13 protein-coding genes are annotated in these 15,367 nt (G+C 67.5%); 7 read left to right on the top strand and 6 right to left on the bottom strand.

Features of this window, described 5'->3' with window-relative positions; genetic code table 11:
• The first annotated feature begins 89 nt into the window (after nucleotides 1-89).
• Nucleotides 90-1,118 carry a phosphogluconate dehydrogenase (NAD(+)-dependent, decarboxylating) gene (gnd, locus tag ACIBK2_RS27730; RefSeq protein ID WP_396971202.1) on the top strand — a complete coding sequence of 343 codons (1,029 nt, stop codon included), beginning with the start codon at nucleotides 90-92 and terminating at the stop codon, nucleotides 1,116-1,118.
• 153 nt (nucleotides 1,119-1,271) lie between these two features.
• On the opposite strand, the gene ACIBK2_RS27725 is transcribed toward gnd, so the two are convergent.
• Both ACIBK2_RS27725 and ACIBK2_RS27720 read right to left on the bottom strand, forming a co-directional pair.
• A complete protein-coding gene (locus ACIBK2_RS27725) occupies nucleotides 1,272-2,594 on the bottom strand; it encodes a lipase family protein (protein ID WP_396971200.1) in 1,323 nt (440 codons plus the stop codon).
• Nucleotides 2,595-3,866, bottom strand: coding sequence for a hypothetical protein (locus ACIBK2_RS27720; protein WP_396971198.1), 1,272 nt, complete (start codon nucleotides 3,864-3,866; stop codon nucleotides 2,595-2,597).
• Between the two features lie 433 nt (nucleotides 3,867-4,299).
• Here ACIBK2_RS27720 and ACIBK2_RS27715 point away from each other — a divergent pair, with 433 nt between their 5' ends.
• Nucleotides 4,300-6,054: an SDR family oxidoreductase gene (locus ACIBK2_RS27715; protein ID WP_396971196.1), complete on the top strand. Its 1,755-nt coding sequence runs from the start codon at nucleotides 4,300-4,302 to the stop codon at nucleotides 6,052-6,054.
• A 56-nt stretch (nucleotides 6,055-6,110) separates the two neighbouring features.
• Here ACIBK2_RS27715 and ACIBK2_RS27710 read toward each other — a convergent pair whose 3' ends face one another.
• Nucleotides 6,111-7,433: an acetyl-CoA C-acetyltransferase gene (locus ACIBK2_RS27710; RefSeq protein WP_396971194.1), complete on the bottom strand. Its 1,323-nt coding sequence runs from the start codon at nucleotides 7,431-7,433 to the stop codon at nucleotides 6,111-6,113.
• Between the two features lie 285 nt (nucleotides 7,434-7,718).
• On the opposite strand from ACIBK2_RS27710, the gene ACIBK2_RS27705 reads away from it, so the two are divergent.
• Both ACIBK2_RS27705 and ACIBK2_RS27700 read left to right on the top strand, forming a co-directional pair.
• Nucleotides 7,719-9,077: a 3-oxoacyl-ACP reductase gene (locus tag ACIBK2_RS27705; RefSeq protein WP_396971193.1), complete on the top strand. Its 1,359-nt coding sequence runs from the start codon at nucleotides 7,719-7,721 to the stop codon at nucleotides 9,075-9,077.
• Entirely contained in the window at nucleotides 9,074-9,943 is an 870-nt protein-coding gene (locus ACIBK2_RS27700; RefSeq protein ID WP_396971191.1) for a MaoC family dehydratase, read from the top strand. The genes ACIBK2_RS27705 and ACIBK2_RS27700 overlap by 4 nt, the downstream gene beginning before the upstream one ends.
• Nucleotides 9,944-9,995: 52 nt before the next feature.
• On the opposite strand, the gene ACIBK2_RS27695 is transcribed toward ACIBK2_RS27700, so the two are convergent.
• The 3 genes from ACIBK2_RS27695 to ACIBK2_RS27685 form a co-directional block, all read right to left on the bottom strand.
• Nucleotides 9,996-11,129 (bottom strand): DUF5685 family protein, encoded by a 1,134-nt coding sequence (locus ACIBK2_RS27695; RefSeq protein ID WP_396971513.1) that lies wholly within the window; start codon nucleotides 11,127-11,129, stop codon nucleotides 9,996-9,998.
• A gap of 117 nt (nucleotides 11,130-11,246) precedes the next feature.
• Nucleotides 11,247-11,846: a TetR/AcrR family transcriptional regulator gene (locus ACIBK2_RS27690; RefSeq protein WP_357384726.1), complete on the bottom strand. Its 600-nt coding sequence runs from the start codon at nucleotides 11,844-11,846 to the stop codon at nucleotides 11,247-11,249.
• Between the two features lie 88 nt (nucleotides 11,847-11,934).
• Nucleotides 11,935-13,098: a glycoside hydrolase family 3 N-terminal domain-containing protein gene (locus ACIBK2_RS27685; protein ID WP_396971189.1), complete on the bottom strand. Its 1,164-nt coding sequence runs from the start codon at nucleotides 13,096-13,098 to the stop codon at nucleotides 11,935-11,937.
• Nucleotides 13,099-13,304: 206 nt separating this feature from the next.
• On the opposite strand from ACIBK2_RS27685, the gene ACIBK2_RS27680 reads away from it, so the two are divergent.
• The 3 genes from ACIBK2_RS27680 to ACIBK2_RS27670 all read left to right on the top strand — a co-directional run bounded on the left by ACIBK2_RS27680 (nucleotide 13,305) and on the right by ACIBK2_RS27670 (nucleotide 15,303).
• Nucleotides 13,305-13,793: a universal stress protein gene (locus ACIBK2_RS27680; protein WP_396971187.1), complete on the top strand. Its 489-nt coding sequence runs from the start codon at nucleotides 13,305-13,307 to the stop codon at nucleotides 13,791-13,793.
• Between the two features lie 77 nt (nucleotides 13,794-13,870).
• Entirely contained in the window at nucleotides 13,871-14,962 is a 1,092-nt protein-coding gene (locus ACIBK2_RS27675; RefSeq protein ID WP_396971185.1) for an isochorismate synthase MenF, read from the top strand.
• 170 nt (nucleotides 14,963-15,132) lie between these two features.
• The gene (locus ACIBK2_RS27670; RefSeq protein WP_396971183.1) at nucleotides 15,133-15,303 is read left to right on the top strand and encodes a DUF2613 domain-containing protein; all 171 of its coding nucleotides are present in this window, start codon (nucleotides 15,133-15,135) and stop codon (nucleotides 15,301-15,303) included.
• Nucleotides 15,304-15,367: the final 64 nt, after the last annotated feature.

Below are 15,367 nucleotides of genomic sequence, written 5' to 3'. Positions count from 1 at the left end.
ACACCGCCGGACGGACCAGGATCGGACCGAAGCGGGACAATCCGGTAGACGAGTGTCCGGCCACCGCACACACGAGGGAGATGGATGGCATGCAGCTGGGAATGATCGGCCTCGGGCGGATGGGCGCCAATATCGTGCGTCGCATCGTCAAGGACGGGCACACCGCCGTCGGCTACGAACGTCGCCCACACCAGATCGATATCCTGCGCCAGGAGCTCGGCGACCACTTCCAGGGCAGCACCGACCTCGCGGATTTCGTGCGCACCCTGGAAACGCCGCGGGTGGTCTGGGTGATGATCCCGGCGGGCGCGACCGGGGCCGTCATCGACCAGGTCGCCGAGCTGCTTGAGCCGGGCGACATCATCATCGACGGCGGTAACAGTCGCTACCACGAGGACATCAAGCGGGCCGAGCAGTTGCGTCCCAAGGGCATCCACTACGTGGACATCGGCACCTCGGGTGGCGTCTTCGGCCTGAACCGCGGCTTCTGCCTGATGATCGGCGGCGAGGCGGATCCGGTGAAGTACCTGGATCCGCTGCTGAAGTCCATCGCCCCCGGCGTCGAGGCGGCCGAGCGGACGCCGGGACGCACCGGTGAGCCGTCGATGGCCGAGCAGGGCTACCTGCACTGCGGGCCCGCCGGCGCGGGACACTTCGTGAAGATGGTGCACAACGGCATCGAGTACGGCGCGATGGCCGCCTACGCCGAGGGACTGAACATCCTGCACAAGGCGAACTACGGCAACGAGCACGACGGCGAGTTCTCCGCCGAGGAGACGCCGCTCGAGCATCCCGAGTACTACAAATACGACCTGGACGTGCCGGAGGTGACCGAGGTGTGGCGGCGCGGTTCGGTGGTCGCCTCCTGGTTGCTGGACCTCACCGCGAGCGCGCTGTACGCGGACCCGAACCTCGATTCCTACAGCGGCCGGGTCTCCGATTCCGGCGAGGGCCGGTGGACGATCGATGCCGCGATCGACACCGGCGTTCCGGTGCCGGTGCTCGCTTCCGCACTGTTCCAACGGTTTTCGTCGCGCGGCGAATCGCTGTACGCGGACAAGATGCTGTCGGCGATGCGCAAGGCGTTCGGCGGGCACAACGAGCTACCCGGGGCGTAGCGAAAACCGCGGCTCCCGCAGCGTGCGGGAGCCGCGGTGCTCAGCGACCGGTCAGAAGCCGGCCGCCTGCGCCATCAGCTTGGCGACCGCCAGCGGGCCGTACCAGAACAGATAGTTGATGCCGTAGAGAAATGCCATGGCGGGTAATCCTTTTCAGTCGAAGTTGCGATCTATCCAGTCGATCGTCTGCATGCCGAACAGGTCGGTGCCCCAGCCGTAGATATCGGTGAGCATGCGGACCATGCCGCAATCGGTGGGCTGGTAGGTGACGTCGGTGCCGCCTGCCCGGTAGATATCGGCGAGTTCCCGCGAGTCCTTGGCGGGCACCAGCGACATCGGTGAGTCGTCGGCGACGCAGGAGGTGATGGCCACCTTGGCCTTCGGTGTGCCGGAGCGACCGAGGATGTTGTCCTCGAACGCGCGCTGGAAGGCGGGTTCGTCGGCGGGGCTCAGCCCCGAGTTGAACAGCGTGTTCAGCGGCAGGAACGGCAGCCCGAAGTAGGCGGGCGTCTGGCATTGGGTGCGGAACGCGTTCGCCAACCCGACGCCCGCCGGGTTCAGCTTCGAATTCACCGCCATCTCCGGGTAGGCGGGCTCCAGGCCGAGCAGCGTGGCCAGTGCGAAACCGGAACCGACCGAACCATCGGCGACCCGCATGAAATTGCGCGGATTGACGACCATCCCTTCCAGCAGAGCGGATTTCACGTCGAGCTCCGGCGCGTAGGTCGGCTGCAGCTCGGCGGAGAAGGCCGCGCCGACGCCACCGCCCGCGATGCCGAACAACGCGGTCTGCGCGTTCGGGTCGAGTCCGGCCTCGCGATGCGCCAACGCCGCACGGACACCATCGAGCTGAGCGTGCGCGGCGAACTTGCCCGCGAAGACGCCGTGCGGCTTGCGATCACCGTCGTTGCCGACATCGGAGATCATCACCGCGTAGCCCTTGTCGAACATCAGCGCCAGCGGGCCGAGCGCCGACCACGACGAACCGTCCAGCGGATCGCCGCCGGTCCACTGCGTGCTCGGATGACAGGACCAGCCGACGCTGTCGTTGGCCTCCTGATAGGAGATGAGCTTCTTCTCGCCAACGGGCGCACCGTGATTGGGGATCATCAGGATGCCGGTGCTGATGACAGGGGTGACACCGTCGATGCCGGTGGTCACATACATCAGCTTGTAGGCCTCGACGTCGGGCGGGGTGGTGCCGAGGAACATCACGTCGACCTTCTTGGCCTTCAGCAACGTCCCCGGCTGCTCGGACCCGGTCAGCGGCGGCTCCTGGTAAAACGGGTCGTTGGCGAGCAAGGCCTGGAACGCCTGATCCGGCGGAACCGGTTGCGCGCCTTGGATCTGCCCGACGACGAAGCCGTTGAAGACTCGATCCAGTCCTGGTGTCGGCATTTCCCCTTGCGCCGCAGCGGTTCCCGCACACAACATCAGCGCGGTGGCCGTCGCGACGGCCGCGGTGAACAGTTTCATCTAGCGCACCGCCATCGTGTCGATCGGGGTTACCTGGATCTGCCTGGCCGCCGAATCCAGCAGCTGCGGGATGTTGAACAGCGGTCGATGCGATTCCATTTGCATCTCGTAGGGCGTGCGCATCACGGCTTCCAGTGCGGGCCAGTTGTTTTCGACTTGGAACTTGTACTTCGGCAGCAGTTCGGTGGTGATGTAGTCCCAGCGGGAATCGAACTCGGACCAATTCCATTCCGGCAGTGGCACTGTCACCAGTGCGGGCTGGCCGTTGGCCATGGTCACCTGCATGCGCACCGGGTTGAATTCCCGCGGCGGCGCGACGCCCGCGACCGACGGCGATCCGGCGGCACCGCTGACGTAGGTGATCGCCTCGCCGATGCTGCCCTTGTAGCCGCGCACCGAGTCCCACTGGTCGCGGATCACCCACTCCTGTTCCCTGCGCAGCAAAGCCCCGTTGCCCGAGGCGATCCGGCCGTAATCACCGGAGGCCACCCCGCGCCACGCTTCCATGATGTCGTCGCCGAACAGCCCGGCCGCCTGGAACTCCTGCAGTGCGGGCAGGCCTTCGGTGACGTAGGCGTCGTGCATCGGCATCAGATCCGAGAAGATGTTCTTCTGCATCACCAGGATCATCCCGATGATGTAGCGCAGGTCCTCCGGCGAAATCTGCGAACCCGCCTCGGCCAAGGCCATCAGCCCGTGCGGAAGTTGAGCCACCGCTTGCGGTCCGGCGGCCTGCTCGACCGCGGCGATGACACCGCGCGCGGATTCGGAGAGGCCGGGCAGGCCGTAGATGTTGCCCATCAGCTCGAAATCGACCAGCCCGCCGCCGAAGTCGGCGCCGACCTGACCGCCCATGCCCGCCCACTGCAGTTCGCGGTGGTTCAGTTGCAGGTCTTCGTAGTAGCGGTAGGACCTGATCAGGTTGGTGCGGTTGGCCTCGACACCGGCCCGCGGATCCCAGGACCGCAGGTCGATGCCCGCCTTGTTCGTCGCGTCGACCAGCCAGTACTGATAGAGCAGGGCGGCGTATCGGGTGGGCGCGACCCCTTGGGCGCGCGCCTCGTCCAACAGCCCGCGCAGCTCGTTCACGTCATAGGGCAGCTCAGGATTGACGCCGCCGGGGCTGCTCGCGGCATCCCGGTTGACCAGCGGCAGGTCCAGGTAGCGGTCCACGTCGCCTGCGGCTCCGGCCGGGGCGGTGGCCGCGAGTCCGAGACCGGTCACGGCCGCGAGAGCCAGTGCGGTGGCGCGCAGCGCCATACCGATTCGCATCAGCTGTTCAGCCTTCCTCTCTGCTAGCTCGATTCGAGTAATTCGTTAAGCCGAAGAGATGTCTTGCCGGTAGCTGGATATCGATATGCCAGCGATAAATCGCCTCGACTAGCGCGTAGCTCCGGTAGCACAGTAGGTGACGTGCAGGTAAACACACAGATCAGTCCCGTCGCAAGCAGCGATGTGACGAGCGTTCAACAATCGAAGAAAACGTGTAACACGTAAGTTGCCTGCTAGTTGCTGGTAAATCGCCCCGCAGACGTGGCGAAATACCTAGGAAATGTGAATCGGAATTCATGAGATAGCTCACAAGTGCCCCCGACGAGCCATCGAGGCCGCGGGGACTACCCGAATCTCACCGTCTCAGACAGAATGGGTCGGAAGCTACGTCCACGGGCCGCGACCGTCGCGGCCCGGATAGTGGGGTGAATCCATGGCCGAGAAGCATGTGGTCCGCAATGGCGAGGTCGACCTCGCCGTCTACGAGCAAGGGAATCCGGACGGGCCGACGATCCTGCTGCTGCACGGCTGGCCGGACTCACATCACCTGTGGGACAACGTCGTTCCGGAGCTGACCGACCGGTTCCGGGTATTGAGCGTGGACAACCGCGGGCACGGGGAATCATCCAACCCGCTTGGTACCGAGGCCATTTCGACCACGACGCTGGCCGCCGACTATGTCGCGGTGATCGAGGCGCTCGGCAACGGCGCACCCGTGCACGTGCTCGCGCACGACTGGGGCAGCGTCGCCACCTGGGAAATCGTCTGTGGCCCTGAGGCCGAACGCCTGATCGCGTCGTTCACCTCGGTCTCCGGGCCGAGCATCGCGCATGTGAGCAAGTGGGCGCGGGCCCGGCTGTTCAGGCCGACGCCGCGCAATATCGCGCTGCCGCTGGCTCAGCTCGGTTCGTTCGCCTACTCGACCTTCCTCGCGCTACCGGGACTGCCGAAGGCGGCGATCAAGCTGGGGATGAGCGAACAGCTTTGGCGCTCCGGGCTTTCCGCAGCCGAGGGTGCGCCGCCGGAGCGGATTCACCTGGCGCCGACCTTCAAGCAGGACATGGCGAACGGGCTGCGCATCTACCGGTCGACCTTGGCCGCCAATCCGCTGCGGGCCCGCGACCAATTCACCACGGTGCCAACCCAGATCATCATCGGCACCCGAGATCCGGCAGTGCGGCAATCGAGTTACGCCGATGAGGACCGGTGGGCTGATCAGGTCTGGCTGCGGGTGGTGAAAGGCGGGCACTGGCTGCCGTTCTCGCACCCGGAGCTGCTCGCCTCGGCCGCGATCGAATTGATCGACTCCGTAGCGGGTGCGCCACCGGCTCGAGCCTTACGCCGGGCGCGAATGGGTCTGTCGCGCAAGCCATTCGAGGATCAGCTCGTCGTGATCACCGGTGGCGGCAGCGGTATCGGCCGGGCCACCGCGCTGGCGTTCGCGCGCGAAGGTTCCGAAATCGTGGTGTCCGATGTCAACGGCGTCGCGGCCGAGGCGACCGTCGCGTTGATCGCGCAGTCGGGCGGCACAGCGCACGCCTACGAGTTGGATGTGTCCGACGAGTCCGCGATGCGCAAGCATGCCGACGGCGTGATCCGCGAACACGGCGTGCCCGATGTCCTGATCAACAACGCGGGCATCGGACAGGCCGGACGGTTCCTGGACACCTCGGCCGAGGACTTCGACCGGGTGCTCGCGGTCAACCTGCACGGAGTTGTCAACGGCTGCCGCGCTTTCGCCGGTGCGATGGCCGAGCGCGGGCTCGGCGGACACATCGTCAACCTGTCCAGCATGGCGGCCTACACTCCGCAGCAGGCGTTCACCGCGTACTCCACCAGCAAGGCCGCAGTGTTCATGTTCTCCGACTGCCTGCGCGCCGAATTGTCCGGCCGCGGAATCGGTGTCAGCACCATCTGCCCCGGCATCGTGCACACCAATATCGTGGCGAACACCCGCATGTCGGGCGTCTCCGCCGAGGAAGAGCAGCGCAGGCAACAGCTCTACGACCGGCTGTATCGCCTGCGCGGATACGGTCCGGAGAAGGTCGCCGAGCAGATCGTGCGGGCCGTGCAGAAGAACAAGGACGTTGTCCCGGTGACTCCGGAAGCCAGGCTGCAGTACGTCTTCGGCCGCTTCGCACCGAGCGTTGTCCGATTCGCCGCCGCCCGAGGCAGTGTGGTGCGCTGACAGCAAGAAGGTGGCATCCGGGCCGGATGCCACCTTCTATCAGCTGTTTTCGAGCTCTACCGCTCGATGATCGCGACGACGCCCTGGCCGCCCGCGGCACAGATGGAGATCAGCGCACGGCCGGATCCCTTCTCCGCCAGCAGCTTCGCGGTCGAGGCGACGATGCGGCCGCCGGTCGCGGCGAACGGGTGGCCCGCCGCCAGCGAGGAGCCGTTGACGTTGAGCTTGCTGCGGTCGATCGAGCCGAGCGCGCCGTCCAGGCCGAGGCGCTCCTTGCAGTAGGCGTCGGACTCCCACGCGGACAGCGTAGCGAGCACCACGGAGGCGAACGCCTCGTGGATCTCGTAGTAGTCGAAGTCCTGCAGGGTCAGGCCGTTTCGGGCCAGCATGCGCGGCACCGCGTAGGTCGGGGCCATCAGCAGGCCGTCCGGGCCGTGGATGTAGTCGACCGCCGCGACCTCGCTGTCGACCAGGGTGGCCAGCACCGGCAGGTTGCGCTCGGTGGCCCATTCCTCGCTGGACAGCAGCACCGCGGAGGCGCCGTCGGTCAGCGGGGTGGAGTTACCCGCGGTCATGGTGGCGTCGCCCGCCTTGACGCCGAACACCGGCTTCAGCGTGGCCAGCTTCTCGACGGTGGAGCCGGGACGCAGGTTGTCGTCGCGGGTCAGCCCGAGGAACGGGGTGATCAGGTCGTCGAAGAAGCCGCGGTCGTAGGCGGCGGCCATGTTCTTGTGCGACAGGTAGGCCAGCTCGTCCTGCGCCTCGCGCGGCACGCCGAATTCCTTGGCGGTGATCGCGGCGTGCTCGCCCATGGACAGCCCGGTGCGCGGCTCGGCGTTGCGCGGGATCTCGATGCCGAGCATGCTCGGGCGCAGCTGGCCGACCAGCTTGAGCCGGTCCTTGTTGGACTTGGCGCGGTTCGCGTCGAGCATCCACTCGCGCATGCCCTCGCTAACCCCAATGGGGGCGTCGGAGGTGGTGTCGGTGCCGCCGCCGATGCCGGCTTCGAAGCGGCCCTGGGCAATTCCGTCGCCGACGGTGACGATGGCCTGGAGGCCGGTGCCGCAGGCCAGCTGCAGATCGTGGGCCGGGGTGTACGGGCTGAGCTTGCTGCCGAGCACGCTCTCCCGGATCATGCCGTGCTCGCCGACCCGCTTGAGCACGGCGCCGCCGACCACCATGCCGAGCCGCTCGCCCTGCAGGCCGAAGCGGCTGACCAGGCCGTCCAGCGCGGCGGTGAACATGTCCTGGTTGGAGGCGTGCGCGTACGCCTTGTCGGAGCGAGCGAACGGAATCCGGTTGCCGCCCACGATCGCGACCGGGCGGGTGGTCTTACCGGTCTTGGCGGTGCTCTTCGCCGAACGGGATTTGGTTGTCACTCGAGTCTCCAGGTCTCGTTGGGGATGTCCGGCGCTCCGGAGTCCAAGTGGAAGTCTCCACAGATCGGCGCCCCGTCGCGGTTGGTTTACATTAAACTTACTCTGGAGTAAGTTTGTTGTCGACACCGTACCCCCGCAAATGTGCGTGAGCAGACCAAATGCCGGGGGAACCAGCAGACCCGAGAACAGCATCGCGGCGTGAGCGACAGTCCCGGAGGCGGTAGCTTGCGTAACCACACGGCAGGGACCGTGCACGCCGCCGACCACACAGAAAAGGTAGGAACAGTGGCAGCCAGCAAGAGCAAGGGTGCTCCCAACCTCTACGGATCGTTCGTACACTCCTCCCCGGGTCAGTTCCTGGCGAGCAAGCTCGGGCTGCCGCAGCCGGAGAACCTGCGTCGCTACAAAGCGGGCGAGGCGCCGCTGCCAGGGCCGGTGCTGCTCGGCGGCAAGGGCCGGGTGGCCGAGCCGCTGCGCACGCTGCTGACGGACTACACCTTCGCCGATTCGGCAAGCGCCGGAACCAAGTTCGGCGCGCTGGTGTTCGACGCGACGGGCATCGGCTCGGTCGAGGATCTGTCGCAGCTCTACGAATTCTTCCAGCCCGCCATGCGCAGCATCGCCGCCTCGGGCCGCATCGTGGTGATCGGCACGACGCCCGAGCTGGCCGCGACGGTGGACGAGCAGATCGCCCAGCGCGCGCTCGAGGGCTTCACCCGCTCGGTCGCCAAGGAGCTGCTGCGCGGCGCCACCGCACAGCTGGTCTACCTGCACCCCGAGGCTTCGACCGGCGCGACCGGCCTGGAGTCGACGCTGCGCTTCCTGCTCTCGGCCAAGTCGGCGTTCGTCGACGGCCAGGTCATCCGGGTCGGCAAGGACGACGCCACCGCGCCGGCCAGCTGGGACCGCCCGCTGGACGGCAAGGTCGCCGTGGTCACCGGTGCCGCGCGCGGCATCGGCGCGACCATCGCCGAGGTGTTCGCCCGCGACGGTGCGACCGTGATCGTCGCCGATATCCCGGCCGCCGGTGAGGCGCTCTCGCAGACCGCGAACAAGGTCGGCGGCACCGCGCTCGCGCTCGACGTGACCGCGCCCGACGCCGCCGAGAAGCTGGCCGAATTCGCCACCGAGCGCTTCGGCGGCATCGACATCATCGTGCACAACGCGGGCATCACCAGGGACAAGCTGCTCGCCAACATGGACGAGGGCCGCTGGAACTCGGTACTCAACGTGAATCTCGCTGCGCCGCACCGGATCACCGAGGGCCTGGTGGCCCGTGGCGCGCTGAAGGACGGCGGCCGGGTGATCGACGTGTCCTCCATCGCGGGCATCGCGGGCAACCGCGGCCAGACCAACTACGGCGCCTCCAAGGCCGGTGTCATCGGCATGGTCAACGCCGAGGCGCCGAAGCTGGCGGAAAAGGGCATCACCATCAACGCGGTGGCGCCCGGCTTCATCGAGACCGCGATGACCGCCGCCATCCCGCTGACCACCCGCGAGGCGGGCAGGCTGATGAGCTCGCTGCTGCAGGGCGGGCAGACCGTCGACGTCGCCGAGACCATCGCTTTCTTCGCCAGCCCGGCGTCGAACGCGGTGACCGGCAACATCGTTCGCGTCTGCGGGCAGAGCCTGATCGGAGCATGATGTCGCAAGTGATCTCGCTGAAAGAGACACCGAAGAACGGCCCGCTGTACCTGAAGGCCGCGCTGGGTGCGATTCCGCTGCCGCTGGTTTCGGGTCGTAAGTCGACGCTGCCGGATCGGTCGAGTCAGCTCGACGGCCTGCGGGTGGATCCGGATCACCTGGCCGCCTACTGCCGGGCGACCGGGCTGCGGTTCGGCGACGCGCTGCCGCTGACCTACCCGTTCATCCTCACCTTCCCGATCGTGATGCAACTCGTTGTGCAGCGCGACTTTCCGTTCGTCGCGGTCGGTGCGGTGCACGCGGAGAACCTGATCGAGCGGACCCGCGACATCTCGGTGAGCGAGCCGCTGGATATCAAGTCGCACATCGAGAATCTGCGCGAGCACCCGAAGGGGCTGCTCGTCGACGCGATCAGCGAGATCAGCGTCGGCCGGGAGCTGGTCTGGCGACAGGTCACCACCTTCCTGCACCAGCAGCGCACCTCGCTGTCGGGCGGGCCGAAGCCCGAACCCAAGCCGGAAGAGGCCGCGCCGCCGCCGCTGCGCACCTGGCGGATCGATCAGAAGACGATCAGCCAGTACGCCGCCGCGTCGGGCGACCACAACCCGATCCACATTTCGTCGTTGGGCGCCAAGGCTTTGGGCTTCCCGAAGCCGATCGCGCACGGCATGTGGTCGGCCGCGCACATCCTCGGCACGATCGAGGGCAGGGTGCCCGGCAAGGCGACCTACGCGGTGAAGTTCGGCAAGCCGATCTTCCTGCCGTCGACGGTGAACGTGTATGCGGATCAGGTGGCGGGCGGCTGGGATCTGGCCGTGCTGAACCCGAAGAAGGGGTTCCCGCACCTCACCGCAACACTGCGTTGATGCACTGAACGACACCGGAGCCGCACCCGATCAGGGTGCGGCTCCGGTCGTTTCAGCAGCTGCAGTCGCAGCAGCAGCCGCCACAGCAGTCGCCGCAGCCGCAATCGCAATCGCTGCAATCGCAGGGGCTGCAATCGCAGTTGTTGATCCACGGTTGCTTGCGTTCGCCGGTGCACGGCTGGGCGTGTTCGGCGCAGCAGGCATAGCCGGTGCAGTACGAGCCGAGGATGAGGGTGAGCGATTCGCTCAGGCCGGGGCGCTGACCCGTGCGCCGGGAATGCATTTGCACGTCGGCGTGGTCGTGGGATACCCCGCAGGTGTGGCCGACTACCGTGCCGATGCCCTGACCGAGCTTGCGGAGTACCGACGCCAGCGGGTCGAGCAGCATCCAGCGGACGGTGGGTACCGCATCCAGCTCGGCTTGTGCGACGGCTTCGCGCAGTCGCGAATCCGATTCCCGCAGTAAGTCGTACGCCTGCGGCATGGTGGTCCCGGTAGCGGCGAGGGGGTTGAACCGGCCGCGCGTCAGGTCCTGCTCGTAGTCCTGCACGGCATCGGCGAGATGCGCGATCCGGCCGAATTGCCAACCCGCAGTGCGCAATGCGTCGACATTTTCCGGGCGATCGGCCAAAACCGCTGTGTGCGCGAAGAACTCCGATGCGCAGAGCTGGGTCGGCGCGGTCAATCGGGCCAGCGCCTCCGCCCCGGCGCCCGCGGCCTGCTCCAACTGCGTCTGCGCGTTCAGCGCGGCGACGAGCGGTGCCACATCCAGGCCGATCCGCTGCGCGCTCACCTCTGCCTGCCCGGCCCATCGACTCGCGGCCTTGGCCATCGGCGTAAGAGCCAGGACAGAGGCATCGCCGTCGTCCACATGGTCACGAACCTTGGCCGACGCCAGCAACAGTGACGCCGTCGCGGCCAGCCGCACACCGGGCGAATTCGCGGACGCGACCGACGCGCGCTGCATCCCCCGCAGTGCACACCGTCCCGCCGTCGTGCGCTCGACCGCGCCCGCGGACTGCGCCTCGGTGAGCATGCTCAACACGATCGCATCGACATTCGTTGTCGCACGGGCTAATTGGCCGTGCCCATCCCGTAACCCCAGACACAGCCCGCACATATGCGTGCGCCATTCGGCCGCATCGATTCCATACTTCGCCGCGCCGTGCGAACACGGCCTGAGCAACCCGAACAATTCCGCCCCGTTCTCCCCGGCTCGTCCTGGTTGGAGCCGGTCCGTGCTTGATGATCTCCGCACTCTGACAGGCCGTCAACCACACGGCAACCGCAACGAGGCCGTCGCCTACTCCGCCTTCTTGCGTCCCGCCAGACCACGCCACGCGAGATCGTCGAGCAGGTCGACGGCCTCGGCGACCTCGATGCGGCCGCTGGCCACCCGGTCCGCGATGGCCTCGCCCGCACCGATCACGGCGACCGCGACCACGTCGAAGTTGGTGCCGGGTTCGGGGTGCTTGGCGCTGGATTCCAGCAGCTTGGCGGTCAGTTCGATGACGCGCTCGCGGGCGTTCTCGATCTCGGACGCGAACGCTTGCTGGCCGATGGCCTGCCGGTACAGCACCTGCCAGGAGCGGCGATTGCGGTCGACGAACCCGAGGAAACCCTCCAGCGCGACCCGCACCTGTTCGTGCGGCGACAGCTGTGGATTGCCCGCGGGCACCACCGATTCGATGAAGCGCAGTCCCTCGCGCTGGATGCAGGCGCGGAACAATTCGTCCTTGGAGCCGTAGTACAGGTACAGCATCGGCTTCGATATCTTCGCCTCGGCGGCAATGGCATCCATCGACGTATCGTGGAAGCCTTTCCGCGAGAACACCTCGACGGCGGCATCGAGCATCTGCTGCTCACGAACCGCCCGAGGAAGTCGCTTCGTTCCGCCCGCCATCCACTCTCCTACCAATGGTGAAGCTCATATATTACTCCAAGGTAAGTTCCGCGGGTCGTATTTGCTCACCAGTCGCGGAAACAGTGCCTCAGCAGCGCGGCAGCGCGCCCTTGAAGGTGGCCATCCGCAGCACCGACGCGTCCACCTTGGCGGCAGGCAAGCGGCCCGCCGCGACGGCCTGCTCCAGCTGATCGAGCACGCTGGATACCGCGTTGGTGCTGATCCACAGCGCGTTGTCGGCGCCGGCCACCAGCGCGGCCTCCACCGCGTCGGCGATGGACAAACGGCTGGTGATCGCGGCCATCCCGCTGAGGTCGTCGGTGAAGATCGGGCCGTCGAACGGCGCGGCACCGTAGCCACTTCCGCCACGCAGCAGCGCCATGACCTGCGGGCTGATGCTCGCGGGCACGTCGGGGGTGGTGAGGCCGGGAACGTCGAGGTGGCCGACCATCACGCCCGCGCCGGATTTGACCAGGTTGCGGAACGGGACGAGATCGACGTTCTGCAGGTCCGCCAGCGGCGGCGTGCGGACCGCGCCCCGATGCGAATCGCCCGAGCCGGAGCCGTGACCGGGGAAGTGCTTCAGCACGGTGCCGACACCGGCCTCACGCATGGCCCGGATGTAGGCGTCGGCGTACTTGGTGACCACGGCGGGATCGTCGGAGAAGGAACGGTCGCCGATGACGGAATCGTCGGGCTGGCTGCTCACATCGCTGTCCGGCGCGAAGTCCACCGTCACACCGAGGTCCTTCAGCGCGCGGCCCCTGGTCAGCGTGGCGTCGTGGAACTGTTCGGCGGTCATGGTCTGCGCCGTAGACCTGGCCGATGGCGCCTTACCGATCAGGCTGCCCACCCGGGAGACGCGGCCGCCTTCCTCATCGATGGTCACCATGAGCGGCACCTTGGCCGACTGCTTGACCTGGTCGAGCTGGCCGGTGGTCAGCAGCGAGAGATCGGTCCAGCTGCCGACGAAGATGCCGCCGACCTGTTCGGTACGCACCACGTTCGCTGCGTCGGCATCACCCGTGATGCCGACGGTCAACAGCTGTGCCAGCTTCTGTCGCAGCGTGAACTGCGCGAGGTAGCCTGCGGTGCAATCCGGTTTCGTGGATGTTGTTGGCTGCGTGGGCGATACGGACGTCGACGCGGGATTCGCCGCCCGGGACGGCGCGGATTCGCCGCCACCGCCGCTCGAGCAGGCGGTCGCGACGGCGGCCAGCACGGCGAGCATGAGCAGGGGCGTCTTCCGCATGGACGTCAACCGTACAGAGCGCTTGCGAGCCGCGAATGCGCGAGGCCGCACTGATCGAGCCCTATCGCGGCACCGGGGGGTCGGCCCGCGTGGTTACCCGAACTGGGTGTCGCGACGCGAGATCGATTCCGCGCGGCAGCAGGTGGGCCGTGCTGGGTCAAGGTAGCCTTGTTCAATAGCCGTGAGTCTCCCACCAGGAGGTCACCATGCCCTGCGATCTGATGCTCATCGCCTACGACGGGTCCGAGAACGCCAAGCGGGCCATTGAATACGCCGGGCGGTTCCTCAGCGCGGACAAAGCGATAGTGCTGACCGCGTGGGAGCCGATGGTGCGCCAAGCCGCTCGCCTGTCCGGCCTGTCCGGGGTGATGCAGCCGGAGTGGGTGCCCGAGGAGGAGATCGAGGACGTCGCCTTTGTCGACGCCCGCACTATCAACACCGAGGGCGTCCGGCTGGCCAAACTCGCCGGGCTCAACGCCGAGGCGCGCACCGCCGAATGCACGACGACCATCTGGAACGCCATCGTCGAATGCGCCGACGACCTGGACGTCGACATCATCGTCGCGGGCACCCGGGGCGCCACCGGCATCCGCGCCCTGATGCACAGCAGCGTCGCCGACGCGGTCCTCAAGCACTGCCACCGCCCGGTGCTGATGGTCCCGCCAGGCAAGGAACCCGTCGCCAAAACGGGCTAGCCGGTGCGTGCGTGGCGCCGTGAGGGCGCTCACGGGTAGGTCGCGGTAGGGCCGCACGGGGCTAGTGTCAAGAGACTATGGATGGTTTCCTGCTTGCTCAGCCGGACGAGGTGGTCCGGGCCTCCGGCAGCCGGGTCGCGTTCGATGAGGCTGATCGGGCGGTGGCCGCGCTGCGGGACGGCGCGGCGATGATCGTCGGTGCGCTGCCATTTGATCCACGTAAGCCCGCCGCGTTGAGCGTGCCGGAGCGGGTGCAGCACACCGCGGGGCCGTGGCGGCCCGCGGCGCTGCCCGACCTGCCCGCCGTCCGGTTCGTCACCGAAATCCCCAGTGCCGCTGAACATATCGCGCGGGTGACGAAACTCGTTGAGCAGCTGAAGGATCCGGCGCAGCCGCTGCGCAAGGTGGTCGCGGCGCGGTCGGTAGTGGCGGAGGCGGCCGACGCGCTCGAGCCCGAACTCGTCGCGGCCCACCTGTTGACGCGGCATCCGCACGCGAATGTGTTCGCGGTCGACCTGACACCGGCCGGGCGCACCGGCGCGACGCTGGTCGGCGCGACACCCGAGGTGCTCATCGCCAGGCACGGCGACACGGTCACGCTGCGGCCGCTGGCGGGCACCGCGCCGCGCCGCGCCGATCCGGACGCCGATGCGGCCCAGGCCCGAGAACTGCTGGCCAGCACCAAGAATCGGGACGAGCATGCCTTCGTCATCGAGTGGATTCGGGACAAACTCGCCCCCGTCTGCGCGGAACTGTCCATCCCCGACGGCCCGGAACTGATCAACACCCACGAGGTCTGGCACCTCGCCACTCCGATCACCGGGCGGCTGCGCGACTCGTCGACCACCGCCCTCGACCTGGCGCTGCTGCTGCACCCCACGCCCGCCGTCTGCGGCACCCCGACCGAGCTCGCGCTCGACACGATCGCCGATCTGGAGGAGGACCGCGGCTTCTACGGCGGCGCGGTCGGCTGGTGCGACGCGAGCGGCGACGGGGCGTGGGTGGTCGCCATTCGCTGCGCCGAGTTGTCGGCCGACGGGCGCACCGTGCAGGCCTATGCGGGCGGCGGCATCGTCGCCGCCTCGGACCCCAAGGCCGAGCTCGATGAGACCACCGCCAAGCTGCGCACCCTGCTCGGCGGCCTGCACTGCGCCATCCCGGCACACTGACCCAGCGCGTTCGCCGTCCGAGCGGGCGGCTAATAGCGCCGTCGATCCGCTGTGATCGCCGCCCCAGCCGCGTTACCTGCCGGGAATCGGCGGGCTGAACGCACCGGATGGCGGACCGGGCTGCTAGGTTGACCGGGAATGTGCCTGCATCGATGTATTGGAGTGCCGCAATGAAGTTTGCTGTTCCAGGTGTTGCGAGTGCTGTCGGCGGCGCCGTACTCGGCGTGATCGCGGTGCTCCTCGTCACGGTGGCGGTGCAGCAGAACTCGCGTCCGGACATCGACCGCACCGGCGACAAGGACTCCGCACTGCTGAACAACGTCGAGTACGGCAGTCGCTGAGCTGACCCCCGCTTCACCTGCCGACTCGCTCCAACCGGCGGCGCGGCGGCACCACGCGGCCTCG

It is taken from the genome of Nocardia sp. NPDC050175 (genome assembly GCF_044459885.1).
Lineage (GTDB): Bacteria > Actinomycetota > Actinomycetes > Mycobacteriales > Mycobacteriaceae > Nocardia.
The sequence above is the reverse complement of the archived record's forward strand: the minus strand, read 5'-3'. Positions and strand labels throughout refer to the sequence as shown.